Source organism: Marinobacterium jannaschii DSM 6295 (assembly GCF_000620085.1).
Classification (GTDB): Bacteria; Pseudomonadota; Gammaproteobacteria; order Pseudomonadales; family Balneatricaceae; genus Pontibacterium; species Pontibacterium jannaschii.
The window spans coordinates 226,435-250,635 of sequence record NZ_JHVJ01000006.1 but is presented as its reverse complement, the minus strand read 5'-3'; the positions used below and the strand labels follow the sequence as shown (position 1 = coordinate 250,635).

Genomic DNA, 24,201 nt, shown 5'->3' with positions numbered 1-24,201 from the left:
TGCTGTCCTATCCGTTAACTTTAAAACTGTGGAGCTTATTCATAGCCTGTGCCCATTCGCCTCTGATAGCGTCAGGCAGGTAGCGCAGCGCTTCGTCAATGGCGGCTTGTGTCGCATCGCGTTCCGATGCCGGGGCTTTAGTCAGGACGAAGCCGGATACCTGGCTGCTGTGACCGGGATGTCCGATACCAATGCGCAGCCGGTAGAAATTCTTGTTGTTACCAAGGCGGGATATAGTGTCACGCAGACCGTTATGGCCGCCGTGGCCACCTCCTTTTTTGAAGCGTGCAACACCCGGAGCTATATCCAGCTCGTCATGTGCGACAAGAATCGATTCAGGAGGAATTTTAAAGAAGTTTGCCAGTGCAGAGACTGACTGACCGCTAAGATTCATAAAGGTAGTCGGAATCAGCAGGTGGACTGCCTGTCCGTCAATCAGCGTCTTAGCGTATAGCCCGTGATATTTCTTTTCGGGCTGGAGGGTAACGAGCTGTCGAGCAGCAAGCTGCTCGACAAACTCGGCACCGGCATTGTGACGAGTGTTTGCGTATTGAGCGCCTGGATTACCCAGGCCAACAATCAACTGGATCTTGTCTTTCATGCCGGTACCTGTAACGCACGAAGGCGATTACTTAGCAGCTTTAGCGCCACGTGGAGCGTATACGTAACCGATACCCTGGTCGTGGTCTTCGCCGCGACGCAGTGCAACGATTTCAACACCTTCTGGCAGAGTGATGTCGGACAGGTGAAGAACCTGACCGGCTTCAACGTTAGCCAGATCAACAACCAGAGTTTCTGGCAGTTTGTCAGCCAGGCACAGTACTTCTGCAGTGTTTTTCTCAACTGCGAATTTAGCCGCTGCTTTAGCAGGAGCGGATTTTTCGAAGTTAGCGAAAGTCAGAGGTACAGTGATCTTGATCAGGCTGGACTTGGTGATGCGCTGGAAGTCAGCGTGCAGTACTTCGCGCTTAGCCGGGTGACGCTGCAGGTCCTTGATGATTACCTGCTCTTCTTTACCGTCCAGCTGTACAGTCAGGATGGAGGAGAAGAATGCAGAATCTTCGATCTGCTTAACCAGTTCGTTGTTCTGGATAGAGATAGCAACAGGGTTCTTACGCTTGTCACCACCGTAAACGATACCTGGTACCAGGCCTTCACGACGCAGGCGGCGGCTCGCACCTTTCCCTTCGTCTGAACGAGCTACTGCATTGATTACGAAATCAGTCATTTTATTACCTATAGATACTAAAAACTGCAAAGCCTTGCGACCAGGACTTTGCAGTAGTGTTAGCCCGAGATTGGGCAGTCCGGCAACCTGTTAACAGGCCGTCGGTAGCGGATGTGCCTTAACGGAACATCGCGCTGATAGATTCTTCGTTACAAACCCGGCGAACCGCTTCGGCCAGCATTGGGGCCAGAGTCAGCTGACGGATCTTCTCGCAGCCCTGAGCATCGTCAGTCAGCGGGATGGTGTCGGTGACGACAAACTCATCCAGCTCGGAACCGGTGATGTTCTTGATTGCAGGGCCGGACAGTACAGCGTGGGTTGCATAAGCAACGACCTTGGCTGCACCGTTCGCTTTCAGCGCTGCGGCTGCTTTGCACAGGGTGCCGGCAGTGTCGCACATGTCATCCACCAGGATGCAGGTACGGCCAGAGACGTCACCGATGATGTTCATAACCTGGGATTCGTTGGCGCGTTCGCGACGCTTATCGATGATCGCCAGATCGCAGTCCAGCTGTTTGGCAACTGCGCGTGCTCGCACTACGCCACCCACATCCGGTGATACAACGATCGGGTTTTCGTATTCCTGGTCCAGGATATCGTCCAGCAGTACAGGCGAGCCGTATACGTTATCAACCGGGATATCAAAGAAGCCCTGAATCTGGTCAGCGTGCAGGTCTACAGTCAGTACACGGTCGATGCCGACAGTGGACATGATATCTGCAACCACTTTGGCGCTGATCGCTACACGGGCAGAGCGCGGGCGTCGATCCTGGCGTGCGTAACCGAAGTAAGGGACTACGGCGGTAATACGTGTTGCAGATGCACGGCGCAGTGCGTCTGCCAGGACAACCAGTTCCATCAGATTGTCGTTAGTTGGTGCGCAAGTAGACTGAATAACAAAAACGTCTTTACCACGAACGTTTTCCTGAATCTCTACGCTAACTTCACCGTCGCTGAATCGACCGACATTAGCTTTGCCCATCGGAATATCCAGGCGCTCAACTACTTTTTGCGCCAATTCCGGATTTGCATTGCCGGTAAAGACCATCATTTTGGACACCGCGAGCACCTTCTTCGATTTTATGGAAACTGGATCTGTGACAGGGAATACATCATCGAAAAGTTGGCTGGGGTAGGAGGATTCGAACCTCCGCATACTGGAATCAGAATCCAGTGCCTTACCGCTTGGCGATACCCCAGTCGATCTTCCTGTACATGGCTAACAGGTCAGCCTGCACAAGACGGCGCACATTCTCTACGAACGTGAGTGAAATGTCAAACTGACAGAGGCCGTTTTCAGGCGCTGATTTGCCACTTCTTTACCACTAATGTGATGCGGATCTGGCCACGGCTCAGTTTGATTTTGCTTGGTAGCAGAACACCAAAGCGTTGATAGCGGACATATTGTATATGCCAGCCGTTTTGGTCAAGTGTTTGCAGTCGATTTTTTTCGATCACCTGCTCGAATGGGGCCTGCGGGGAAGGGATGCCCCTTATCCAATACTGGATATCGCTGATCGGCAGCTGCCAGCCGGTGGTCTGTTGCAGCAGCAGTTCCGGATTATCGGCTTCATAGCGGCCTTCGCCGGGGATCTCAATGCTGACCTGGCGCGGGTCGCCCTGAATATCGGCGCCGCCCTGGCCCAGCGGGCCGCGCAGCTGGATTGCGTAGCGACTCTGTTGCTGTTGCCATTGCATACTGGCGGACAGGGCTTCGGCATCGCTGCGGATGCCGATTTTTCCCAGCAGTTCCCAGTGGTTAAGCCGGGCCATATATTGCCGGTATTCAGCCCAGTCAAGCTGCCGCTCGGCCGGGGCATCTGCTTGCTGAAAGCCGCTGCAGCCGGCCAGTACAATGCTGATCAGTAGCAGCGGCAGGATAGAGCGAAGTTTCATTGCGGCATATCCAGGCTACGGGCCGCCTCGATCAGTTCCTTGCTGTCCGGTGTTTGTTTCAGGCTTTTCTGTAGCAGGGCTTCGGCTTTGGCGCGCTGGCCGGCCGCCTGATAGGCCTGAATCAGGTGACTGGCGACCTCGGCATCCTGGACTTCCTTATAGGCGCGTTCAAGGTAGGGCAGGGCTTCTTCGACGCGTCCCAGTTTGAACAGCACCCAGCCCATCGAGTCTATGATGGCGGCATCGTCAGGGCGTTGTTCCAGCGCCTTACTGATCAGTTGCAGCGCTTCTTTATACCGCCTGGTATGCAGGGTCAGGGTGTACCCCAGGGCGTTCTGGGCCATGGCGTTGTCGGGTTCCAGCTGTAAAATCCGGCGCAGGTCTTTCTCCGCCAGATCGAACTGAGTCGCTTCCTGCAGCATCGCGCGGCTGTAAAGCAGGCTGATATCGTCATCAAACTGGGCCAGGGCTTCGTTCAGTACTTTCAGGGCTTCGGTTTTCAGCTGGCGCAGGTTCAGCCATTCGGCTTCCAGGGCGTAGAACCGCGGCACCATCGCCGGCAGGCTGGCGCGGCCGTCTTTCATGATCTGCTGGACTCGGGCCTGATCGGAAGGCTTGTCCAGCAGGGTCAGTGCGCGGGAAAAGGATTGCAGTATGTTCTTACCATCCTTGACCCGGATATAGTGGCTTACGGCATCTTCGATGCGGTTTTCCTTCTGGGCGATATGACCCATATAGAAGTGTGGCCGGCTGTCATTGGGGTGGCTGCGCAGGATCTCCTGCATGATGTTGCTGGCGGGCTTCAGCTGGTTATATTCCAGCATCAGCAGGCCAAGGTAGAATTTCAGCTGCGGGTCATCCGGCAGTGCTTTCAGCAATTTCTCTGCCTGCTGACGGCCCTGATCGGTCTTGCCGGACTGGAATAACAGCTGGGTATAGAGGATATGCAGCTGGCGGTTCTCTTCCAGATCCATCTTCAGGGTCTTTCGCTTCAGCAGCGCCAGGGCTTCGTCGGTGCGGCCGGTGGCACGCAGCAGCTCGGCTTTCTGCACCAGGGCGTCCAGGTTATCCGGCTCCAGTGCGAGGGCGCCGTTAAACGCTTTCAGGCCGTCCTCGGGCTGTTCCATCTGAATCAGCAGCAGGCCCTGGGTGATCAGGCTGGCCGCCGGGTCATCACCTTGGATCTCCTGCAGCAGGTTGTAATAGCCCTGTAACGTGCTCTGTTCCATCTTGGGAATCTGGCTGCGGATCACCAATAACAGCCGCTCTGAATTCTCGCTCATCGCCTTGCGTAACAGCGGACGGGCCTCGTCAAACTTGCCTTCATGCAGCAGCAGGCTGGCGGAGATCTGATAGGGTTCCATATTGTCCGGCTCTGCCTGCCGCCAGAGCGCAGCGGCCTTGGCCATGGATTCGCGGTCTTTGACATACTGGGCGACCCGGGTGGCGCGTTTGGCAACGCCGGGGTCATTGGTCAGCTCGGCCTGTTTCAGATACAGCTCAAGCGCCGTATCAAACTGTTGCCGCTGGCCGGATATCTCGGCTACCAGCAGGTCATAGAGTGATTTCCGGTTGAGTTCACCCGGCTCATACGCAGGCGGCGTGCTCTCTATGGCAGAGGCGCTTTTCTGAATCGGAGAGCTGCACCCGGCCAGCAGGGCGCTTGATATGGCGGCAAGCAGAATTTTCTTCATGAATTTAACAGCATAGGTCCCTATAACGTTTAGTCACTATAGATGAATCCCGGACAGCTTGTCAGCAGCATCAGGACGGATTCTTCCTGCATCGCAACAAAGTGACGGCATTGCATGGCAATTTGCAGTGCTGTCTGTGTTTTGGGTGGTGTTGGCGTTAAAAGTTCCCGCCCGGCTGCGGATAAACCGTCTGCGCGGGCGCTGAGCCGGGCTTTTCGCCGTGATCAGGTCAATGGAAACCCGGAAAAGAGCCACGGGCCGTTTTAACCTTTGGGGCAAAGCATTGTATGATTACGCGCTTAGTTAATCGGGTCGCTGGTGTCATATGCTGAAGGAGAGGCCCGGGTGAGAGGTTAGTTGCAGACGTTATGGCTCTATTGGCGCTAGGTATCAATCATAAGACCGCTCCTGTTTCAGTGCGTGAACGGGTAGCGTTCACTCCGGAGCAGCTGACCGATGCGTTGGCCCATGCCCGCGAACATGCGCGACTGAAAGAGATCGCTATCCTCTCGACCTGCAACCGGACCGAACTCTACTGCTCGACCGAGCTGGCCGGCACGCGGGATCTGCTGGAGTGGTTGGGAGCTTTCCACAACCTCGACCCGGATACGCTGCAGAACTGCTCCTACGCCTACTGGAACGAGGATGCTGCGCGTCACATGATGCGGGTGGCCAGCGGGCTGGATTCGCTGGTGCTGGGCGAACCCCAGATACTGGGCCAGCTGAAGTCTTCCTACTCCCTGTCGCAGGAGCACGGCTATATCAGTGCTGAACTGGGACGGCTGTTTCAGCAGACCTTCTCAGTGGCGAAACAGGTGCGTACCGATACCGCGATCGGCCAGAACCCGGTTTCGGTGGCTTACGCTGCAGTCAGCCTGTCACAGCATATCTTTGCTGACCTGAGTACTTCCAGGGCGTTGCTGATCGGGGCCGGTGAAACCATCGAGCTGGTCGCCCGCCATCTCTGCCAGGCGGGTGTGAAAGAGATTACGGTGGCGAACCGCACCCTGTCGCGGGCACTGAACCTGGCCGAGGAGTTCTCCGGCAAGGCGATTCTGCTGGGCGATATCCCCGAGGCGCTGCCGGAGGCCGATATTGTTATCGCATCCACCGCCAGCCAGCTGCCGATCCTGGGCAAGGGGGCTGTGGAAGCGGCGCTGAAAAAGCGTAAGCACCGGCCGATCTTTATGGTCGATATCGCGGTACCGCGTGATATCGAAGAGCAAGTCGCCGAACTGGATGATGTCTACCTCTACACCGTCGATGATCTTACCGAGGTGATCGAGGAGAACCAGCGCAGCCGTGAAGATGCGGCCCGCGAGGCTGAAATTCTGGTTGAATCCGGCACCCACGATTTTATGGGTCAGCTGCGTGCACTGGAGGCTGTCGATACCCTCACTGCACTGCGAACCCGCACCGAGTCCCTGCGTGACCAGGAACTTGAAAAAGCCCTGCGCCAGCTACGCAACGGCAAGCCTGCCGAAGATGTCCTGAACCAGCTGGCACGCGGCTTAACCAATAAGGTGTTGCATCAGCCAACGATCCAGCTTCGCAGAGCCAGTGCCGAAGGACGCAGCGAGATGCTCGGACTGGTACAGGAGCTGTTTGATCTGGGCGATGACACCAACAACGAAAAGAATTCATGAAACCCTCCATTGTTGCGAAATTAGAAAAGCTGGCCGACCGTTATGAAGAGCTGGCGGCACTGCTGTCCGATCCGGGTGTGATCTCAGACCAGAACCGTTTCCGTGATTACTCCCGCGAGTATGCCGAGCTGGAGCCGGTGGTACAGAGCTTCGCCGCCTATAACCAGGCCGGCGAAGATGTAGCTGAAGCCGAACTGATGCTGGCGGACGATGATCCGGATATGCGTGAGATGGCGAAGGAGGAGTTCGCCGCCGCCAAGGAGCGTATCGAAGCGCTGGAAGCTGAGCTGCAGATCCTGCTGCTGCCGAAGGACCCTAACGATGCCCGTAACGTCTTCCTCGAGATCCGGGCCGGAACCGGCGGTGATGAAGCCGCAATCTTCTCCGGTGACCTGTTCCGCATGTACTCCCGCTTTGCCGAAGGCCAGGGCTGGAAGATCGAAGTGGTCAGTGCCAATGAAGGTGAGCACGGCGGTTATAAAGAGCTGATCACCCGGGTGGTGGGCAAGGATGTATTCTCGCGGCTGAAATTTGAATCCGGTGCTCATCGCGTACAGCGTGTACCTGAGACCGAATCCCAGGGCCGTATCCACACTTCAGCCTGTACCGTGGCGGTGATGCCGGAGATGGATGAGGTGGGTGATGTCGAGATTAATAAGGCCGACCTGCGTGTCGATACTTTCCGTGCCTCCGGGGCTGGCGGTCAGCACGTCAACAAGACCGACTCGGCAATCCGTATCACCCATATCCCGACCGGCGTGGTGGTGGAGTGTCAGGACGAGCGTTCGCAGCATAAAAATCGCGCCAGGGCGATGTCTTTGCTGGCGTCCCGCCTGCAGGCCGCTGAGCAGGAAAAGCATGCGGCGGAGCAGGCCAGCACCCGTAAGAGCCTGGTCGGCAGTGGCGACCGCTCAGAGCGAATCCGTACCTACAATTATCCGCAGGGACGGGTGACGGATCATCGCATTAACCTGACGCTGTACAAGCTGCAGGAAGTGATTGCCGGTGAACTGGGACATGTGATTGAGCCGCTGATGCATGAGTATCAGGCCGAGCAGCTGGGCGCACTGTCGGAAGATCAGGGCTGACAGGCGGGTAGCGTCAGGAAGGTGATGCAGAGACCCCGGTCTCTGCATCAGTAGATCTATCGTCCGTTTAATCGAAGTAGTAGCTGTCCTCTATCTGTTTACGCAAATGGCGTTCAGCCAGGCGGTCTTCAATTTCACGCCGCCGCTGGCCACGCGGCATTCTGCGGCTCTCTTCTTCAGGGTATTCCTCTTCCCAGCTATCCAGATCATCAGTCGGGTTATGATTGACACGGATTTTAGTGCCCATCTTCTTCGGCTCTCGCTTCACAGATTGATAATAGGAGCAATGGTCGGGGTGTACCGAAGCGATTCGCCGCATGGCGAGGCTCCAGGGCCAGACTCATTGCCGGTTCAAGCATAACTGAGGTAGATCAGCCCTTGTTGTCGCCGCACAGGCAGGATACAAACAGAGAACGGCTGATCGCGTACCTTCATTTTTGCGAATATAAATCAAACCGGGGGCAGGGGAAAATACCAGATTGCGACGCCTGCCACTGATTTGCTATGGAAAAACGACAGATGAGAATTGATGAGGCGCTGGCTCAAAGCGCACGACTGGAAAAGCTCAGCGACAGCGCCCGGCTGGATCTGGAACTGTTGCTCTGCCATCTGCTGGAAAAGCCGCGCAGCTACCTGTTTACCTGGCCTGACCGCACACTGACACCGCAGCAGCAGGAGGCGTTCATGGCGCTGCTGGCACGGCGGGAGAAAGGCGAGCCGGTCGCTCATATTCTCGGCTACCGCGATTTCTGGACCCTGCAGCTGGAGGTGACGCCGGATACTTTGATCCCGCGGCCTGATACCGAAACCCTGGTCGAACTGGCTCTGGCGAAGCTGGATAATGGCGACTATCGTGTGGCGGATCTGGGCACCGGCACGGGCGCGATTGCGCTGGCGCTGGCTTCAGAGCGTCCCGCCTGGCAGCTGACCGGCTGTGACCGGGTTGCCGCTGCGGTGGCGCTGGCAGAGCGCAACCGGCAGCGCCTGGGGATCAGTAATGCCGGGTTTTGTCAGAGCAACTGGTTTGATGCCCTGGAGGGCGAGTTCGACCTGCTGGTGAGTAATCCGCCCTATATCGACCCGCAGGACCCTCATCTGGCGCAGGGTGATGTGCGCTTCGAACCGCTCAGCGCGCTGGTTGCAGATAACGCCGGGATGGCGGATATTCAGCTGATTGCCGAACAGGCCCGTCATTATCTGAAACCGGGCGGCTGGCTGATGTTCGAGCATGGCTATGATCAGGGCGAAGCCTCACGGCGGGTATTGGCGCAGTGTGGCTACAGTGAGATTTCCACAGAACAGGATCTGGGCAGCCGTGACCGCGTCACCTTGGGACGCTGGCCGGCAGCGCCCGGCACGGGAGTAGAAAACGATGTTGAGTGATGAGCAGTTACTGAGATACAGCCGCCAGATCATGTTGCCCGAGGTGGATATTGATGGTCAGGAAGCCTGGCTCCGTGCCCGGGTGCTGATTATCGGTCTCGGCGGCCTGGGCAGTCCGGTGGCTATGTACCTGGCCGCGGCGGGGGTGGGTGAGCTGGTACTGGTCGACGATGACCATGTTGAGCTGACTAACCTGCAGCGTCAGATCGTCCATACCACGGCGACGATTGGCGAGCCCAAGGTGGAATCGGCGGCGCACGCCCTGGCGCAGCTGAATCCTGAAGTTAAGGTCCGTGCCATCAACCGCCGGCTGGATCAGGCCGAACTGGCTGAACAGGTGGCGGCGGTGGACCTGGTGGTGGACTGTACTGATAACTTCGGTACCCGTTTTGCCATCAATGCGGCCTGCGTTGCCCACCTGAAACCACTGGTCTCCGGGGCGGCGATCCGTATGGAGGGGCAGGTTGCGGTGTATGACCCCCGTCAGCCGGACTCACCCTGTTACCAGTGCCTCTATAAAGAGGGCGAGGAGGAGGGGCTGACCTGCTCCGAATCCGGCGTACTGGCGCCGCTGGTCGGGATTATCGGGTCGGTGCAGGCGATGGAAGCGCTCAAGGTACTGGCCGGTATCGGCAAGCCCCTGGTGGGTAAGCTGCTATTGCTGGACGGTCGCAGCATGGAGTGGCGCAGCCTGAAACTGCGCAAGGATAATGCCTGCCCGGTGTGCCGCGCGACGGCCTCCGAGTAAACGAAGGGAAGCTAAGCGGATGTTACAGAGCGACAGAGAGTTAACTCAGTTACTGCAGCAGGTACGTACGATCGCCCTGGTGGGAGCCAGCCCGAAGTCGCACCGTGACAGCTACCGGGTGATGCAATACCTGCTGGAGTGCGGCTACCGGGTGATACCGGTGAATCCGTTAAAGGCGGGTCAGCAGATACTGGGACAGACCGTGCTCGGCTCGCTGCAGGAGGTTGAGCCGGTTCCCGATCTGGTGGATATCTTCCGTAACCCGGAGGCGGCCGCGGAGGTGGTCGATGAGGCAATCGCCGTCGGTGCGGCTGCGGTCTGGCTACAGCTGGGCGTAATCAACCATCCGGCAGCCGCCAGGGCTGAAGCGGCCGGACTGGCGGTGGTAATGGATCGTTGTCCGAAGATCGATATCCCGAGGCTGGGACTGGCGCGGGATCTGAAAGCCAGGCAATCGACGGAAAGCTGACTGGCGCTCAGGGACGGTCGCTTGCTTAAAGGCCTTATGAAAGGCCTTTAAGCAGGCTGCGTTTGGGGAGCAGCGGCTTCTTTTTCTTCGCTTCGCTCTCTGCAGCCGGGGCTTCAGTTTCTGCCGTAGCACTGGTCTGAGCTGCGGTCTCTGCCGGCTTGCTGCTCTGTTCTGCCTGGGGTGCTGCGGTGTCATCGTTATTCAGCAGTCGGTAGAGGCGATCACCGATACGGGTATCGGCCAGCAGGCTACACAAGACCGCTTCCAGCTCATCCTTTCCGTGACAGATATGGTCACTGCCGGCGTAGTTAACGTTTGCCGGATAACCCGCTTCCGAGGGTTCCCAACGCGCCAGTTCCGCCACCGGGCTGTCGTGCAGCAGGCGGTTTTCGGCGGCAATAGCCCAGTACTTCTCCTTCTGCTGGGAGAAATCCAGGGTTGCCTTGCGCTCGAAGAACTCCTTGCGGCAAAGCTTCAGCTGACCGTTAGTGGCCTGGTTCAGCTGCTCTTCCAAGGCGTCAAATACGGCATTAATTTCGTTGTGATTTCTGATCGCTTCTTCGGCCGTGTTCAGACCTTTCCGGAAAGATGTAACAAAGTCCACCATGGTTAGCCTCGTGTAGAAGTGATAATCACTGAATGCGTTATCGGCCGTGTCATTAACGGCAGGGGGCTAGATTCTATCGGTAACCATCATAATTGCAAAGACGCAAAAACGGGGCTCATATTGAATGAGGCCCCGTTTAATATTCGCGCTGATTCAATGTCAGCTCCCGACAATATGGAGTTTGTCAGGTGGCTAAGCGGTTTTTCAGAGACCGCTGGCGGTGTTCAAAATCGTAAGTAAGACTGAGCTGTTTTCAGCCGCATCATGACCGAGCGGTGTCAGGTAACCCCCGTCCGGATTGGATACAAGGCCTTTTTCATACAGGCGCTTGGTGGCTTCAATCAGTTCGGGACGGGCATCGGAATGAACCTTGATACCGGCCTGTGTGGTTTCCAGGTCAAACAGAGCGAGTACATTCAATTCTTCCATTAGCTCGCGGTTGTACGGCATATCGACCTCTCCATTTGGAATGATGTATCCAACAGCTTAGGTGCATATCGATAAATATGCGAAATAACTCTTTGCTTTCAGATGGATATAGTGACCCAGAGCAGGGTGACTGATACTCACTCTATCTTGTCTGTTGCTTTTTGGGAACAAAGAGCGCGTCGGGGGACGCGCTCCTATTGCTTTGTGGATCAGACTTTCAGGAACATTGCAGTCATCTCATATTGCTCCGCCAGCCAGAATTCGGCTGCATGGGTGCCATCATCCCGCAATCTTTCTGCCCGGTTTAGCAATTGCCTGCGGAGCTGGTCGCGCTCCTCACTCATACACCTGCTCTCTTCCGTCCCCTCAGGGACGGCCTCATTCTCTCTGGCTAACGAACGGTAATCCATTGCTGTTCACCATTTTCATTGTTGTTGTCGACCGGTTTTGCGTCATTAAGGGGAGTCGGCAGTGTAGTTTCGATTGCGGCCGGCTGCCGGCAACTGATCAGAAATTAAGCTGAGGTTTGATCTGGGTCAATTTCCGTGCCGGCGGGAATAATGGCGCTGCGACAGGCCTGCAGCAGCTCCGTCGCCAGCTTGTCATCACTGAGCGCGCGGGCGATTGCCATACCCCCGATCATCATCACTGCCTGTTGCAGCAGCTGCTCACGTTCAGCGGCACTGTGCTGCGGTGACAGGTTTTCGACAAAGCCACGGAACAGCCGGGTATAGGTTTGCCGCACGGCTTCATCCTGCTGGGACACATCAGTGATCAGAAACGCCAGGGGGCAGCGAAAGGGATCGCCGCTGCGGTGCTGCTGGCTGAGATAGGTTTCGATCATCTGGTGTGGCGATGCGCTGCTACAGCGGGCCTTGACGCCATTCACGGCCTGGCGGGCAGCAAATTTCATCGATTCCGCATAGAGGGCGGATTTGGAACTGAAGTGACTGTAGAAAGCGCCCCGGGTCATGCCCGCTTCCTGCATGACCTGATCGATGCTGACCCCATCAAAACCCCGGGTGGAAAACAGCCGTGCGGCATTGTTGAGAATCCGTTCGCGAGTCTGCTGTTTGTGCTCCGGGTTCCAGGCCATGGTATCTATTCTCTGTCTGGTCAGACCTCACTGTGCCACAGATTCAGAATATGTTCTTGATCATATTGTCACGCGGCCTAACCTGAGAGGCATAACTGTTAAGGAGGATTTGAGATGACCCGTTCGGTACATATTTTCGGCCCCCAGTTCAGCAGCTTTGTGCGTTCAGTGCAGTTGTGCTGTGAGGAGAAGGGAATCAGTTACAGCCTCGGGCTGGAGGTCGGCGGCAAAGAGATCGGATTCAAGTCAGAGGAACACTTTGCCCTGCATCCCTTTGGCAAGATTCCGGTGCTGATCGATGGCGACCGTGTGCTCTGTGAGACCGCTTCTATCTGCCGTTATCTGGATACTGAATTTGATGGCCCGGCATTGCAGCCGGAAGCTCCGGAGCAGCGGGCGCTGGTGGACCAGTGGTGCGCACTGCTCTCGATTTACGTCGATAAGGCGCTGGTGCGGGATTATCTGCTGGAGTTTGCTTTTCCGAAAGGCGAGGGCGGCACGGTGCGCATGGATAAGGTGGCCGAAGCGCAGCCTGCCGTGCTTGAAGCGCTGACGCTGGTGGCCGGTCAGCTAGATAGCAAGGCCTACCTGATGGGCAACCAGCTGACGCTGGCGGACCTGATTATCGCGCCGCAGCTGGATTATATCGCGGCCCTGCCGCACGGCGCCGAGCTGATCGCGCCGGATTCAGCTCTGGCTGCTTACGTCGAACGACTGAGCCAGCGCGAGTCCGGACAGAAGGTGCTAAAGGCCACCCGTAAGTAAGCTGTCTGCTAAAGGCTATAAGGGCCTAGCCGCCGAGGAACATCTGGCGGATCTTGCGATCCTCGGCGCATTTGCGGGCGTAGTGCAGCAGCTGAGTATCATAAGCGGCCTCATCCAGGTCATCCGGCAGCAATGCACCGGAGTTGATCAGGAAGTGCACCAGGGGCTGCGATCCGCTGGCCAGTCCCTGGTGCATCAGCTGCGGATTTTCGATCAGTGCCGGGTCATGCTGGATCAGGCGGCTGAGGTGCAGCATCAGCTGGGATTCGTCGCAGTGTGCGAAGCAGGCTGCTGCCAGCGCGGCACTGTCGGCTTCAATTCCCCCCTGTAGCAGGGTGCTGAGCAGGGCCAGGCTGGCATCTTGTTGCTGTAATGCCAGCAGTGGCAGTGATTCACCTGAGCTGCAGGGCTGATCGGTCGGCGGCTTTTTCTGCAACAGAAGTTCCAGCGCCCTGGCCTGCTGGCTGCGGATGGCGACCTCCAGCGGACTCTGCTGCTCCTGCAGCCGCTGACTGAGCTGCTCGCGATCGAATTTCGGCAACAGCTTGCTCAGCTTATCCAGATCGCCAGTGCGGATCGCTTGGTAGAGTTTGGCGCTGCGGCTGTTGGCAAAGATCTTCAGCATGGTTCGGCTCTTATGGTTCTGGCTTAGAGAGGCAGTTTATCGCGCAGCGGGCGGATCGCCAGGATCAATAGCAGTCCGCCAGCGAGCCATTGTAGCAGGCTGGCGCCGTCGTTGTGATGGTGGGCGCTGCTGCCCAGCGTCAGGGCAAAGGCCTGATCGCCCAGCAGGCTGTCCAGTAGCAGGCCCAGCAGCACGGCACTGATACTGATACCGGTCAGGTAGAGAGCTACCGCCGCCCTGCCGAGCTCTTTGCTGAGGATGCCGATGGAGGCGATATTGGTAGCCGGTCCCACCAGCATAAACACCAGCACGGCACCGGGCGACATCCCGGCCATCAACAGCGCCGCTGCCAGCGGGGTGGAGGCGGTGGCGCAGATATAGAGCGGCAGCCCGGCTAGCAGCATCAGCAGCATGGCACCGAAGCCCGAGCCGTAGCCTGCCAGGTTGCCGGGTTCGATCAGGGTGGCGACAATCGCCGCCAGCACCAGGCCAAAGGCCAGCCAGACTTTAATATCATCGAGGATATCGGCGACGGCGAACTTCAGGCCGCTCATTAATCCCGTTTTTTCAGTGCGGACTCCATCGTTACCTACTTTGTCGCCGCCACAGCAGCCGCTGTCTGGAGAGTCATGAGTCTCATGAGTCTCATGAGTCTCATGAGTCTCTGGGGTTGAACGGGCGCAGTCGCTGGACGTGCTGGCTGCCGTACTTTTACTGCAGCAGCTACCACTGGCCTTGGCTGTTGCTCTGGCGGGCCCGGCTTGATCGCTGCCACAGCAGCTGCTTTCGGTAATGGTTGTTGTCGCGACTGCTTCGGTAATTGCGTCCTGTTGATAAGCAGCTGTGCGCTGCCGTTGTTCCCACATCAGCACCAACAGGCCGCTGAAGATAGCGCTGATTACCGCAGCGATGGGCCTCACCACGGCCATCACCGGACCCATCAGGGCGTAGGTGATAGAGATCGAATCGACCCCGGTTTCCGGAGTGGCGATCAGGAAAGAGGCGGTAGCTGGCTTTGAAGCCCCGGCCCGGCGCAGGCCGATCGCCGTAGGCAGCACGCCACAGGAACACAGCGGCAGCGGGGCACCGATCAGCGCGGCACGGATCACCGGTTTAATGCCCTTGCCATCCAGCCAGCGTTTGACCAGTGACTGGGGAATCCAGCCCTTGATCACCGCTGCCAGCCCCAGTCCCAGTAACAGCCAGAGCGCGGTATCCAGGTAGATATCCAGCAGGTTGTGAAAAAATTCCAGCACGCCAATCCCTCCTCACTTATAACATCCTGTCCACAGGGGGCATTGTACGCCGCTTGGGACAAAGGCGTTTAGGATCCTTTCAGTATAGGAGCTGAGATTTCCAGCAGATCCTAAATCCCTACTGACACCACGCTGTCAGTAGGGCTGTCTCAGAATGGAATCTCTAATCAACGCAGCGATGCGAACCGTATAAGGAGATCCACAATGAACAGCCCTGAAACCACTCCAGCAATCACGCCTGAAGTCACTACCGCGATGGAGATCGTGACCTTCAAACTTAAGTCCGACACTGATCCGCAACAGTGGCTGGATGCCCAGGCGGCGGTAAATGAATTTGTGATGGCGCAGCCGGGGTTTTACTACCGCTCGCTGAGCTGTGATGATACCGACACCTGGTTCGATATTATCTACTGGCAGGATATGGCAAAGGCCAAAGCAGCGGGCGATGCCTTTATGGAGAGCGCCGCTGGTCAGGCGATCTGTCCGCTGATCGAGATGGAGAGCTGCACCCTGCGCCATATGACCGCCATCACTGAAGCGATGATCTGTGAAGGCAATGCCGAGGCGGAAGCCCCGGCCGCCTGATAACCATAAAACCCCAAGGGCCTGAAGATGAGAAAAGCGGAACGACTGTTCCAGTTGCTGACATTGCTGCGTAGTCGCCGGGGGGTAATCACCGCCGAACAGCTGGCAGAAAAACTGGAGGTGTCGGAACGCACTATCTATCGTGACATTCAGGCCCTCTCCCTGTCAGGAGTGCCGATCGAAAGTGAGGCCGGGGTCGGCTACCGGCTGAAGCCGGGCTTCAGTGTGCCGCCGCTGATGTTTGACGAAGCGGAGCTGGAAGCCTTGCTACTGGGAGTACGGATGGTACAGGGTTGGGCCGATAAGGAGCTGGGCCGTGCGGCCGATAGTGCGCTGGCCAAGATCCATGCGGTCCTGCCCGACCGCCAGCACCTGCAGCAGGTGGCGCAGCCGGAGTGGCTGCTGGTGCCGGACTTCTGGCGCGAGCAGAGCGCCCAGTTCAGTGATCGCCTGCGCGAGGCGATCAAGGCAAAGCAGGTGATCAGCCTCAGTTACGTGCGTGAAGACGGTCAGGCCAGCGACAGGCCGGTCTGGCCGCTGGGCATGATCTACTGGGGCAAGGTCTGGTGCCTGCTGGGTTGGTGTGAGCTGCGGCAGGACTATCGCCAGTTCCGCCTCGACCGGATTCAGGCCTTGGCCGAACTGCCGCGCTGCTTTGAAGCCTCGGCGTGCTGCAGCCTGCAGCACTACCTCAGTCAGTGGTGTGATGATAAAGACGCCACCGTCGATCCCTGAACGGACCGGCATGGGTCACACCGCGATCAGTCGGTCGCCATCGCAGACAGACTTTCTCCACCGGGTTAACGGGCCTGCTGACTTTTAGCGCCAGTTAAGCCTGAGCATAACCGCTCCTGTTCGTTACGGCCCCTGTTCTCTATTGATCCTTGGCATTAAGGCCGGAGTTTGCAAACTGGGTCGGTTGCGGGATACTTTTGCTGCTATTGCCCGCATTAAGCCCGGAACCTCCATGAATCCACGTCGCATTCTGATTGTTGAAGATGAGCCTTCGATCGCAGATAACATTGCTGTTGCCCTGTCGCTGGATAACTTCAGCAGCGACCACTGTGGTCTGGCGGGAGATGCCTTAGAGCGCTTACGGGAACAACACTACGCTTTGGCGATTATCGATATAGGGCTGCCTGACTTTAATGGCTTTGAGCTCTGTAAGCGGCTACGTGAATTCAGTGAGCTGCCGGTGATATTCCTGACTGCCCGCTCAGACGAAGTCGATCGTATTCTGGGACTGGAGATCGGTGCCGATGACTATGTAACCAAACCGTTCAGCCCGCGGGAACTGGCAACCCGGGTAAAAGTGATCCTGAAAAGGGCTGGGTCCGGATTGGGAGAGCAGGTTGCAGTGGCGGCAACCGGAGATAGCCTGTTTCAACTGGACGAAGCCGCTGCCCGTATCTGTTATCTGGGGCAGCCCGTAACGCTGACCCGATATGAATTCCGGGTTCTGGCGGCACTTATTAAGCAGCCGGAACGTGTGTTCTCCCGTGGCCAGCTGATGGATATCGCCTGGGAGGCGCCGGAAGTCAGCCTGGAGCGGGCGGTTGATACCCATATCAAAAGCCTGCGGGCCAAGTTGCGCAGCATTGACGCTACTCAGGACCCGATCCGCACCCATCGCGGCCTGGGTTACAGCCTGCAGCGCTGACCATGAAATTCGGACTGAAGCTGTTTTTAGCCTACTTTGCCATCATTGGTCTCGGTACCTGGTTGTTTTTCAATACCCTGGTGAGTGATCTGCGTCCGGCACTCCGGCAGTCGATGGAAAGCTCGCTGGTAGATACTGCCAATCTGCTGGCGGAGATGGTCAGCGAGGAGCTGATGAACGGTTCACTGGCGCAGGGTGATCTTGATAAGGCCCTGAATCGTGTGGCTTCGCGGGCGCTGGATGCCCGGATCGACAGTCATCAGAAAACCGACACCCGGCTGCGGATCTATATCACCGATCAGGCGGGTATCGTGCGCTATGATTCCAGTCAGCGTGACCTGGGGGCGGACTACTCACGCTGGAATGATGTCTATCTTACGCTACAGGGTAAGTATGGCGCCCGCAGCACCCTTGAGGATTCAGACAATCCGCTCAGTTCGGTCATGTATATCGCTGCACCGGTTTACAACCGGGCCGGCCCCGGCGTATCGCCACAGGTTATCGGCGTACTGAGCGTTGGCAAGCCCAGCGTCAGCATCGAGCCCTTCTGGCAGCTGACCCGGGAGAAAGTGCGTAGCCGTGGTATCTGGCTGTTGCTGATGGCTGTCGCGCTGGGGGCTCTGCTGTCCACCTGGTTAAGTATCAATATTCGTCGCTTGCTGACCTATGCCCGGGCAACAAAGGCGGGGGAGCGGACAGCGCCGCCTAAGCTGCATGATCCCGAGCTGGCCAGCCTGGCGCAGGCAATGGAGGAGATGAAACAGGCGCTCGATGGCAAAGAATATATTGAGCACTATATCCACAGCCTGACCCATGAGATGAAAAGCCCGCTGACGGCACTGAGTGGGGCGGCAGAGTTGATTGGCGAGGTAGACAGTGCCGAACAACGCCAGCGTTTTGCCCGCAACATCCTGCATGAAAGCCGCCGGATGCGTCAGCTGGTGGATAAGTTATTGCAACTGGCCCAGCTGGAAAACCGTAGCTCAATCGGAGACCCGCAACAGGTTAATCTGGCACAGCTTATCGAGCAGCAGACTGAGATACTGAGTCCCCGGGCCGGACAACAGCAGATCGGTTTCGAGATACAGCTCCAGCCCTGTTTTGTCGAATGTGATCCGCTGTTGCTGGGGCAGGCGATTCGTAACCTGTTGGAGAATGCCCTCGATTTCAGCCCGCCGGACAGCCGGATCTCTGTTCAGCTGCAGCAGCTGCCTGATCAGAGCATCCAGGTTGATATCCGCGACCAGGGGTGTGGCATTCCAGACTATGCCCTTAAAAAAATAGGGCAACGCTTCTACTCCCTGCCCCGGCCGGATAGCGGCCAGAAAAGTACCGGGCTGGGGCTCAGTTTTGTGCAGGAGGTCGTACTACTGCACCGCGGTAGCATAAGCGTTGAAAATCATCCGCAGCAGGGGGCACTGGCGCGAATCCGGCTGCCTGCAAAAGCACATGTAAAACACATATAAGCCTCACTGTGGCCACAAACGGCAGCGTTATCCTGCATGGAAAGTCATTGCTATGTGATCCATGGAGAGAGCCGCTATGCAGTCAAAACTCACTTTTAAAATTCTCGCCATTCTGGGGCTCGGCCTGCTGTTGATGGTACCCCTGATGCTGGTTGAGGGATTGATCTCTGAGCGTCAGAACTATCGCAGCCAGGCGGTGCAGGATATCGCCAGCAAATGGACGGGCAGGCAGCTGGTCTCCGGACCGCTGATCCAGCTTCCCTGGCAGCATCACTACCAGAAAAAGGTCTGGAACAGCGATAAAGAGCAGTATGAGGTTAAGGGGCAAAAGGCCAGTGGCACCCTGATCCTGCGGCCTGAGAGCCTGAACGTGGATAGTGCAATCACTACCAGCACCCGTCGCCGGGGGATCTACCGGATCCCGGTATATAGCAGCGAAGTGGCCCTGCAGGGGCAGTTCTCCAGCGCCGGGATGGTTGCCTTCGGGCGGGATCGTCAGGAAACGATGGGGGGCAGTATACGTTGGGGCAAGCCGACATTGCTGCTGCTGGTGAGTGATATGCGCGGGATTATCGAAGTGCCGCAGCTGGAGTGGAATCAGCAGGTGCTGCCCTTTGCGCCGGGCGTCAAACTGGGGAACGAAACCCAGGGCGTCCATGCCGTGATTCCCCTGCCTGATGATAGCAAAGTGATAACGTACTCCTTCAAACTGGGATTGAAACTGCGTGGGATGGAGCAACTCCAGATCACGCCTCTCGGTAAGAGCAGTCAGATCAGTATGCAATCTGACTGGCCGCACCCCAGTTTTAACGGCCGTCACCTGCCGCAGCATTACGAAACCAGCGCCGAGGGGTTCAGTGCCAGTTGGGTAACCTCGCCATACTCGGGTGATCTGAATAAGGTGATTGAGGATTGTCAGCAGCGCAGTCACTGTGCACTGAATGGCTATGGCGTGGGTGCTGAGCTTATCCAGCCTGTGGATAACTACGTACAGGCTGAGCGCTCGGTAAAGTATGGCCTACTGTTCATAGTGCTGACGTTTATTGCCTTCTTCCTGTTTGAAGTGTTAAAAAAGCTGCAGATCCATCCTGTGCAATACGCGATGGTCGGCCTGGCGCTAAGCGTGTTTTACCTTCTGCTGGTGTCACTCAGCGAACATATGAACTTTATGCTTGCCTACAGCCTGTCCACGCTGGCGTGTGCTCTGTTGCTTTGCAGTTATCTGGCAGCGGTACTGGGAAGTCTGTTACGGGGGGGGCTTTTTGCGCTGGGGATTAGCCTGCTCTATCTGCTGCTTTACGTGATTATCTCTTCGGAAGACTTTGCCCTGCTGATGGGCGCGACCCTGATATTCGCCGCCCTGGCGACACTGATGCTAATGACCCGGGGGGTTGACTGGTATCAGCTGGCAACTGCTCAGGCGGGGGAGATGACAGCGGCGGTCAGAGTGGAAGCCGGCGGCGAAAATACTCAACCGGGTTCCGCGGGGGGCGATAAAAAATGAGGCTACCGAAGGGTAGCCCCAGTGCACATAACCCAGGAATAGGGGGGCAACTCAGGCTTTAGCGGCCTGAGATGCATCCTGGGAATCAACAGAAACCGGCTCGGCGGCGTTATACACAGACTCGTCGAGTTCGTTTTCACTCTTGGCGACCAGCACCGACACCATCAGGTCGCCGGAGACGTTGACGCTGGTGCGCGCCATATCCAGGATACGGTCGATACCGGCGATAATTGCCAGGCCTTCCATCGGCAGGCCGACGGTGGTCAGTACCAGGGACAGCATGATCAGGCCGGCACCCGGTACGCCAGCGGTGCCGACAGAGGCCAGGGTGGCGGTGGCGATAATGGTCAGATAGTCAGCGGTGGTCAGGTCGATACCGAAGGCCTGGGCGACGAACAGGGCGGCAACACCCTGATACAGTGCGGTGCCATCCATATTGATGGTGGCGCCCAGTGGCAGCACGAAGCTGGAGATGCCTTTCGACACACCCAGGTTCTCGCGCGCGCAACGGATGCTCACCGGCAGGGTGCCGGAGCTGCTGGTGCTGCTGAAGGCCATCATCTGGGCATTGACGATCCCTTTCAGGTACTGCACCGGTGCCAGGCGGGCGATCAGGGCGATCGCACCGCTGTAGACCAGTACCACGTGCAGGATACAGCCGACATAGACGGCGGCGATCACGGTCATCAGCGGCATCAGCAGGTCGAGGCCGTATTTACCGGCGACCCAGGCCATCAGGGCGAAGATGCCGTAAGGCGCGAACTTCATCACCAGTTCGGTCAGCTTGTACATCGCTTCCGCCAGGCTGTTGAACACCTTAATTGCGGGTTCGGCTTTTTCGCCGATCATATTCAGCGAGATGCCCAGACCCAGGGCGAAGACGATGATCTGCAGGATATGGCCGCTGGCCAGGGCTTCGATCGGGTTCTTCGGAATCAGGCCGAGGATGGTGGTGACCAGCGAGGGCGCTTCCTTGGCCGCCGCGGCAGTTTCGGCGCTGGCGCTCATATTCAGGCCCGCGCCCGGTGCAAACAGGGTGCCCAGGCCCAGGCCGATGGTGATCGCCACGGCGGTGGTGGCGAGGTAGATGAAGATCGATTTCAGGCCGATCCGGCCCATCTTACGGCTATCTTCCATCGAGGTGACGCCGACGATCAGCGAGCAGAACACCAGCGGTACGATCAGCATCTTGATGGCGTTGATAAACAGGGTACCGATCGGTTTCAGCACCTCGGCGTCAGGGCCGACAACGGCGCCGACCAGGATACCGGCGACCATGCCGATAAAGATCTTTTTCCACAGCGCCAGGTTGCTCCAGACGCCCCCGGATGAGGTTGCAGTGGTCATAACAATGCCTCTTTTAGTTATCGTTGTTTTGTTAAGGTTTTTGCAGGTCTAGCAAAGGTTGTGCGGCCGCCTTAGCGACCGGGATGGATCATATTTTCCGGTTTCAGGATCTCCGCCAGCTGCTGCTCGGACAGCAGCTGTTCTTCACGCACCAGCTCCACCAGCGAGCGCCCGCTGCGCAGGGCTTCCTTGGCCAGCCGGGTGGCGTTGTCGTAGCCGATATGCGGGTTCAGTGCGGTGACGATACCGATGCTGTTGTCGACCTGGGCGCGGCAGACCGCTTCGTTGGCGGTAATGCCACGGATGCAGCGCTGCTCCAGCATCGGCATCGCCTGGCGCAGCAGGCGGATCGATTCCAGTACGTTGTAGGCGATCAGCGGCTCCATGGCGTTGAGCTGCAGCTGACCGGCCTCGGCGGCCATCGAGACGGCCAGGTCGTTACCCATCACCTGATAGGCCACCTGATTCACCGCTTCCGGGATCACCGGGTTGATCTTGCCCGGCATAATCGAACTGCCCGGCTGCTGCGGCGGCAGGTTAATTTCGTTGAGGCCGGCACGCGGCCCCATGCTGAGCAGGCGCAGGTCATTGGCGATCTTGGATAGCTTGATCGCCAGCCGCTTGAGCATGCTGGAGAACAGCACGAAGGCGCCCATATCGGAGCTGGCTTCAACCAGGTCCGACGCCTGGATCAGCGGGAAACCACTGATCCGTGCCAGTTCGGAGACGGCGCGCTTGCCGTAGCGGGCATCGGCGTTGATACCAGTGCCAATCGCGGTGCCGCCCAGATTCACCTCGGTCAGCAGTTCCGCCAGCCCGGCGATGCGGTCGATATCCTCGCCCAGGGTAGAGGCCCAGCTTTTGAACTCCTGCCCCAGAGTCATGGGTACCGCATCCTGCAGCTGGGTGCGGCCCATCTTGATGACATGGTTAAACTGCTCGGCTTTTTCCAGCAGTGCCTGGCGCAGGCTGCGCAGGTTGCTGACCAGCTCGCCGTGGCTGAGCAGGATCGCCAGTCGTACCGCCGTCGGATAGGCATCGTTGGTGGACTGGGACATATTCACATCGTTGTTGGGGTGCAGGGTCTGGTAATCGCCCTTGTCATGACCGAGCTGCTCCAGCGCCACATTGGTGATCACCTCGTTGGCATTCATATTGGTCGAGGTACCGGCACCGCCCTGAATCATATCCACCACGAACTGGTCGTGATGCTGGCCGTCGATCAGCGCCTGACAGGCCGCTTCGATCGCGCCGGCCTTGGTTTCCGGCAGATCGCCCAGCTGGCTGTTGGCGCGGGCGGCAGCCATCTTCACCATCGCCAGTGCCCGCACCAGTTGCGGGAAGTGGCTCAGCGGCACGCCGCTGAGGTCGAAGTTCTGGCAAGCGCGCCAGGTCTGGATACCGTAGTAGGCATCGGCCGGTATCTCGGCACTGCCGAGCAGGTCTTTTTCGCTGCGACAGGCCGGTGCAGGCGAGTGAAGATCGGTGGCGATAGAATCGGTTTCGGTTGTGTGCTGTGGCTCAGGCATTTTTTGCTCAGGATTATTGTTGTCGTTATCTCTGTTAGAGCAAAGCCAGTGCCAGTTTTTGAATATGTTTTTAACTCTTTGTTTTTTAATGGATAAGTGGCTTTGAGTGGTGCTTAGGGTCAGTCTGTCAGGGGTATAACCAGAGTTATGGCGCAATCCCTGTAATCGCCCATGCCTTGCCTGTAACGCCTGTGTTTACAGGGGAGGGTGACTCTGGCGGACGCTATAACCCTGGTTATCCCCATAACCGAGGTTATAGGGGTTTTGCCGGGCATCATGCAGCCGGCTCTCAAGGCGCGCAAACAGACGGTGTCAGGGCGCTATAACGCTGTTAAAGTGGCGCTCTTTCGAGCCTGACCCTTTGCTTCAGGTTACGTATCGCAGGGAGACTTTATGGAACTGGACGTTGCACTGATCGCGCTGTTGTTTCTCACCGGACTGGGGGCCGGCACGGTGGACGCTATTGCCGGTGGCGGCGGCCTGATTACCCTGCCGGTGCTGCTGACCACGGGGATGAGTCCGGTGGAGGCACTGGCGACCAATAAGCTGCAGGGCAGCTTCGGTACTTTTGCCGCCACCCGCTACTTCGTCAAAAAGAAGCTGGTGGATCTGAGCCAGATGCGGCTGATGATCGGCTGTACCTTTGCCGGGGCAGTACTGGGCACGGTGCTGGTACAGCTGCTGGATACTTCGCTGCTGGCCACCGTGATGCCATTGCTGCTGGTGCTGATCGCGCTCTACTTTATGCTGTCACCCCGGATCAGTGACCAGGACAGTGACCAGCGCGTGAAACCCGCGTTGTTTGCCTTTGTCTTCACCACGGCGATCGGTTTCTATGACGGCTTCTTCGGCCCCGGGACCGGCACCTTCTTTACCGTCGCCTTTGTCTCCCTGGCGGGCTTCAGCCTGGCCCGGGCCACCGCCCACACCAAGGTGCTGAACTTTACCTCCAATATCGCTTCGCTGATCTTTTTTGCCCTCGGTGGCAATATCGTCTGGCTGGCGGGGATGATAATGGCGGCGGGGCAGCTGATCGGCGGCCAGCTGGGGGCGAAAATGGTGGTCACCAAGGGCACCCGGCTGATCCGGCCACTGATCGTCACCGTCACGTTGCTGATGTCGGCCAAGCTGCTGTCGGATCAGTATGGTGAGCAGGTCATCGCCTGGTTCTGACCGGCTT

26 protein-coding genes and 1 tRNA gene are annotated in these 24,201 nt (G+C 57.7%); 12 read left to right on the top strand and 15 right to left on the bottom strand.

Annotated elements, in window-relative coordinates; all coding sequences use genetic code 11:
* Positions 1–7: 7 nt before the first annotated feature.
* From pth to Q354_RS0106010, 6 genes are all read right to left on the bottom strand, one after another.
* Positions 8–601 carry an aminoacyl-tRNA hydrolase gene (gene pth / locus Q354_RS0106035; RefSeq protein WP_027856820.1) on the bottom strand — a complete coding sequence of 198 codons (594 nt, stop codon included), beginning with the start codon at positions 599–601 and terminating at the stop codon, positions 8–10.
* 27 nt (positions 602–628) lie between these two features.
* A complete protein-coding gene (locus Q354_RS0106030) occupies positions 629–1,228 on the bottom strand; it encodes a 50S ribosomal protein L25/general stress protein Ctc (RefSeq protein WP_027856819.1) in 600 nt (199 codons plus the stop codon).
* Positions 1,229–1,346: 118 nt separating this feature from the next.
* Positions 1,347–2,288 carry a ribose-phosphate pyrophosphokinase gene (locus Q354_RS0106025; RefSeq protein WP_156948237.1) on the bottom strand — a complete coding sequence of 314 codons (942 nt, stop codon included), beginning with the start codon at positions 2,286–2,288 and terminating at the stop codon, positions 1,347–1,349.
* Between the two features lie 64 nt (positions 2,289–2,352).
* A tRNA-Gln gene (locus Q354_RS0106020) sits at positions 2,353–2,427 on the bottom strand.
* Positions 2,428–2,524: 97 nt separating this feature from the next.
* On the bottom strand, positions 2,525–3,124 hold the full coding sequence (gene lolB / locus Q354_RS0106015; RefSeq protein ID WP_027856817.1) for a lipoprotein insertase outer membrane protein LolB: 600 nt from the start codon (positions 3,122–3,124) through the stop codon (positions 2,525–2,527).
* A complete protein-coding gene (locus Q354_RS0106010; protein WP_036228671.1) occupies positions 3,121–4,818 on the bottom strand; it encodes a tetratricopeptide repeat protein in 1,698 nt (565 codons plus the stop codon). Before Q354_RS0106010 ends, lolB begins: the two co-directional genes overlap by 4 nt.
* 368 nt (positions 4,819–5,186) lie before the next feature.
* Between Q354_RS0106010 and hemA the strand changes: the two genes are divergently transcribed.
* On the top strand, positions 5,187–6,464 hold the full coding sequence (gene hemA / locus Q354_RS0106005; protein WP_027856815.1) for a glutamyl-tRNA reductase: 1,278 nt from the start codon (positions 5,187–5,189) through the stop codon (positions 6,462–6,464).
* Positions 6,461–7,552 (top strand): peptide chain release factor 1, encoded by a 1,092-nt coding sequence (gene prfA, locus Q354_RS0106000; protein WP_027856814.1) that lies wholly within the window; start codon positions 6,461–6,463, stop codon positions 7,550–7,552. Before hemA ends, prfA begins: the two co-directional genes overlap by 4 nt.
* Before the next feature lie 67 nt (positions 7,553–7,619).
* Here the strand turns inward: prfA and Q354_RS0105995 are convergent, their stop codons facing one another.
* The gene (locus Q354_RS0105995) at positions 7,620–7,871 is read right to left on the bottom strand and encodes a PA3496 family putative envelope integrity protein (RefSeq protein WP_156948235.1); all 252 of its coding nucleotides are present in this window, start codon (positions 7,869–7,871) and stop codon (positions 7,620–7,622) included.
* Positions 7,872–8,071: 200 nt separating this feature from the next.
* Between Q354_RS0105995 and prmC the strand changes: the two genes are divergently transcribed.
* The 3 genes from prmC to Q354_RS0105980 are packed head-to-tail and all read left to right on the top strand — an operon-like array spanning position 8,072 to position 10,152.
* On the top strand, positions 8,072–8,935 hold the full coding sequence (gene prmC, locus Q354_RS24815; protein ID WP_051559940.1) for a peptide chain release factor N(5)-glutamine methyltransferase: 864 nt from the start codon (positions 8,072–8,074) through the stop codon (positions 8,933–8,935).
* Positions 8,925–9,683 (top strand): molybdopterin-synthase adenylyltransferase MoeB, encoded by a 759-nt coding sequence (locus Q354_RS0105985; RefSeq protein WP_027856812.1) that lies wholly within the window; start codon positions 8,925–8,927, stop codon positions 9,681–9,683. Before prmC ends, Q354_RS0105985 begins: the two co-directional genes overlap by 11 nt.
* A 19-nt stretch (positions 9,684–9,702) precedes the next feature.
* The gene (locus Q354_RS0105980; protein WP_027856811.1) at positions 9,703–10,152 is read left to right on the top strand and encodes a CoA-binding protein; all 450 of its coding nucleotides are present in this window, start codon (positions 9,703–9,705) and stop codon (positions 10,150–10,152) included.
* 34 nt (positions 10,153–10,186) lie between these two features.
* Here Q354_RS0105980 and Q354_RS0105975 read toward each other — a convergent pair whose 3' ends face one another.
* The 4 genes from Q354_RS0105975 to Q354_RS24810 all read right to left on the bottom strand — a co-directional run bounded on the left by Q354_RS0105975 (position 10,187) and on the right by Q354_RS24810 (position 12,284).
* On the bottom strand, positions 10,187–10,759 hold the full coding sequence (locus Q354_RS0105975; protein WP_027856810.1) for a hypothetical protein: 573 nt from the start codon (positions 10,757–10,759) through the stop codon (positions 10,187–10,189).
* A 204-nt stretch (positions 10,760–10,963) separates the two neighbouring features.
* Positions 10,964–11,209: a TIGR02647 family protein gene (locus Q354_RS0105970; protein WP_027856809.1), complete on the bottom strand. Its 246-nt coding sequence runs from the start codon at positions 11,207–11,209 to the stop codon at positions 10,964–10,966.
* 188 nt (positions 11,210–11,397) lie between these two features.
* Positions 11,398–11,532 (bottom strand): hypothetical protein, encoded by a 135-nt coding sequence (locus tag Q354_RS28855; protein WP_281174713.1) that lies wholly within the window; start codon positions 11,530–11,532, stop codon positions 11,398–11,400.
* 170 nt (positions 11,533–11,702) lie between these two features.
* Positions 11,703–12,284, bottom strand: a complete 582-nt coding sequence (locus Q354_RS24810; RefSeq protein WP_051559939.1) for a TetR/AcrR family transcriptional regulator — start codon at positions 12,282–12,284, stop codon at positions 11,703–11,705.
* Between the two features lie 114 nt (positions 12,285–12,398).
* Between Q354_RS24810 and Q354_RS0105955 the strand changes: the two genes are divergently transcribed.
* Positions 12,399–13,049, top strand: a complete 651-nt coding sequence (locus Q354_RS0105955) for a glutathione S-transferase family protein (RefSeq protein ID WP_027856807.1) — start codon at positions 12,399–12,401, stop codon at positions 13,047–13,049.
* A 25-nt stretch (positions 13,050–13,074) separates the two neighbouring features.
* On the opposite strand, the gene Q354_RS0105950 is transcribed toward Q354_RS0105955, so the two are convergent.
* Entirely contained in the window at positions 13,075–13,674 is a 600-nt protein-coding gene (locus Q354_RS0105950) for a hypothetical protein (protein ID WP_027856806.1), read from the bottom strand.
* A gap of 23 nt (positions 13,675–13,697) precedes the next feature.
* A complete protein-coding gene (locus Q354_RS0105945) occupies positions 13,698–14,930 on the bottom strand; it encodes an SO_0444 family Cu/Zn efflux transporter (protein WP_156948233.1) in 1,233 nt (410 codons plus the stop codon).
* Positions 14,931–15,134: 204 nt separating this feature from the next.
* On the opposite strand from Q354_RS0105945, the gene Q354_RS24805 reads away from it, so the two are divergent.
* The 5 genes from Q354_RS24805 to creD all read left to right on the top strand — a co-directional run bounded on the left by Q354_RS24805 (position 15,135) and on the right by creD (position 20,145).
* Positions 15,135–15,515: a hypothetical protein gene (locus Q354_RS24805; RefSeq protein ID WP_036228667.1), complete on the top strand. Its 381-nt coding sequence runs from the start codon at positions 15,135–15,137 to the stop codon at positions 15,513–15,515.
* A gap of 27 nt (positions 15,516–15,542) precedes the next feature.
* Complete coding sequence (locus tag Q354_RS0105935; RefSeq protein WP_027856804.1) at positions 15,543–16,250, top strand: helix-turn-helix transcriptional regulator; 708 nt, start codon at positions 15,543–15,545, stop codon at positions 16,248–16,250.
* A gap of 232 nt (positions 16,251–16,482) precedes the next feature.
* Positions 16,483–17,175 (top strand): two-component system response regulator CreB, encoded by a 693-nt coding sequence (creB, locus tag Q354_RS0105930; protein ID WP_027856803.1) that lies wholly within the window; start codon positions 16,483–16,485, stop codon positions 17,173–17,175.
* 2 nt (positions 17,176–17,177) lie between these two features.
* On the top strand, positions 17,178–18,641 hold the full coding sequence (gene creC / locus Q354_RS0105925) for a two-component system sensor histidine kinase CreC (RefSeq protein ID WP_027856802.1): 1,464 nt from the start codon (positions 17,178–17,180) through the stop codon (positions 18,639–18,641).
* A gap of 76 nt (positions 18,642–18,717) precedes the next feature.
* On the top strand, positions 18,718–20,145 hold the full coding sequence (gene creD, locus Q354_RS24800; RefSeq protein WP_051559938.1) for a cell envelope integrity protein CreD: 1,428 nt from the start codon (positions 18,718–18,720) through the stop codon (positions 20,143–20,145).
* Positions 20,146–20,196: 51 nt separating this feature from the next.
* Here creD and Q354_RS24795 read toward each other — a convergent pair whose 3' ends face one another.
* Together Q354_RS24795 and Q354_RS0105910 are read right to left on the bottom strand one after the other, a co-directional pair.
* The gene (locus tag Q354_RS24795; protein WP_036228664.1) at positions 20,197–21,492 is read right to left on the bottom strand and encodes a dicarboxylate/amino acid:cation symporter; all 1,296 of its coding nucleotides are present in this window, start codon (positions 21,490–21,492) and stop codon (positions 20,197–20,199) included.
* A gap of 71 nt (positions 21,493–21,563) precedes the next feature.
* Positions 21,564–23,021, bottom strand: coding sequence for an aspartate ammonia-lyase (locus tag Q354_RS0105910; RefSeq protein WP_051559937.1), 1,458 nt, complete (start codon positions 23,019–23,021; stop codon positions 21,564–21,566).
* 393 nt (positions 23,022–23,414) lie between these two features.
* Between Q354_RS0105910 and Q354_RS0105900 the strand changes: the two genes are divergently transcribed.
* Positions 23,415–24,194: a TSUP family transporter gene (locus Q354_RS0105900; protein ID WP_027856800.1), complete on the top strand. Its 780-nt coding sequence runs from the start codon at positions 23,415–23,417 to the stop codon at positions 24,192–24,194.
* The last annotated feature ends 7 nt before the right edge of the window (positions 24,195–24,201 follow it).

Coding starts and splice junctions, on each gene's coding strand:
- pth (WP_027856820.1), bottom strand. CDS start 601: ATGAAAGACAAGATCCAGTTGATTGTTGGCCTGGGTAATCCAGGCGCT.
- Q354_RS0106030 (WP_027856819.1), bottom strand. CDS start 1,228: ATGACTGATTTCGTAATCAATGCAGTAGCTCGTTCAGACGAAGGGAAA.
- lolB (WP_027856817.1), bottom strand. CDS start 3,124: ATGAAACTTCGCTCTATCCTGCCGCTGCTACTGATCAGCATTGTACTG.
- Q354_RS0106010 (WP_036228671.1), bottom strand. CDS start 4,818: ATGAAGAAAATTCTGCTTGCCGCCATATCAAGCGCCCTGCTGGCCGGG.
- hemA (WP_027856815.1), top strand. CDS start 5,187: ATGGCTCTATTGGCGCTAGGTATCAATCATAAGACCGCTCCTGTTTCA.
- prfA (WP_027856814.1), top strand. CDS start 6,461: ATGAAACCCTCCATTGTTGCGAAATTAGAAAAGCTGGCCGACCGTTAT.
- Q354_RS0105995 (WP_156948235.1), bottom strand. CDS start 7,871: ATGCGGCGAATCGCTTCGGTACACCCCGACCATTGCTCCTATTATCAA.
- prmC (WP_051559940.1), top strand. CDS start 8,072: ATGAGAATTGATGAGGCGCTGGCTCAAAGCGCACGACTGGAAAAGCTC.
- Q354_RS0105985 (WP_027856812.1), top strand. CDS start 8,925: ATGTTGAGTGATGAGCAGTTACTGAGATACAGCCGCCAGATCATGTTG.
- Q354_RS0105980 (WP_027856811.1), top strand. CDS start 9,703: ATGTTACAGAGCGACAGAGAGTTAACTCAGTTACTGCAGCAGGTACGT.
- Q354_RS0105975 (WP_027856810.1), bottom strand. CDS start 10,759: ATGGTGGACTTTGTTACATCTTTCCGGAAAGGTCTGAACACGGCCGAA.
- Q354_RS0105970 (WP_027856809.1), bottom strand. CDS start 11,209: ATGCCGTACAACCGCGAGCTAATGGAAGAATTGAATGTACTCGCTCTG.
- Q354_RS28855 (WP_281174713.1), bottom strand. CDS start 11,532: ATGAGTGAGGAGCGCGACCAGCTCCGCAGGCAATTGCTAAACCGGGCA.
- Q354_RS24810 (WP_051559939.1), bottom strand. CDS start 12,284: ATGGCCTGGAACCCGGAGCACAAACAGCAGACTCGCGAACGGATTCTC.
- Q354_RS0105955 (WP_027856807.1), top strand. CDS start 12,399: ATGACCCGTTCGGTACATATTTTCGGCCCCCAGTTCAGCAGCTTTGTG.
- Q354_RS0105950 (WP_027856806.1), bottom strand. CDS start 13,674: ATGCTGAAGATCTTTGCCAACAGCCGCAGCGCCAAACTCTACCAAGCG.
- Q354_RS24805 (WP_036228667.1), top strand. CDS start 15,135: ATGAACAGCCCTGAAACCACTCCAGCAATCACGCCTGAAGTCACTACC.
- Q354_RS0105935 (WP_027856804.1), top strand. CDS start 15,543: ATGAGAAAAGCGGAACGACTGTTCCAGTTGCTGACATTGCTGCGTAGT.
- creB (WP_027856803.1), top strand. CDS start 16,483: ATGAATCCACGTCGCATTCTGATTGTTGAAGATGAGCCTTCGATCGCA.
- creC (WP_027856802.1), top strand. CDS start 17,178: ATGAAATTCGGACTGAAGCTGTTTTTAGCCTACTTTGCCATCATTGGT.
- creD (WP_051559938.1), top strand. CDS start 18,718: ATGCAGTCAAAACTCACTTTTAAAATTCTCGCCATTCTGGGGCTCGGC.
- Q354_RS24795 (WP_036228664.1), bottom strand. CDS start 21,492: ATGACCACTGCAACCTCATCCGGGGGCGTCTGGAGCAACCTGGCGCTG.
- Q354_RS0105910 (WP_051559937.1), bottom strand. CDS start 23,021: ATGCCTGAGCCACAGCACACAACCGAAACCGATTCTATCGCCACCGAT.
- Q354_RS0105900 (WP_027856800.1), top strand. CDS start 23,415: ATGGAACTGGACGTTGCACTGATCGCGCTGTTGTTTCTCACCGGACTG.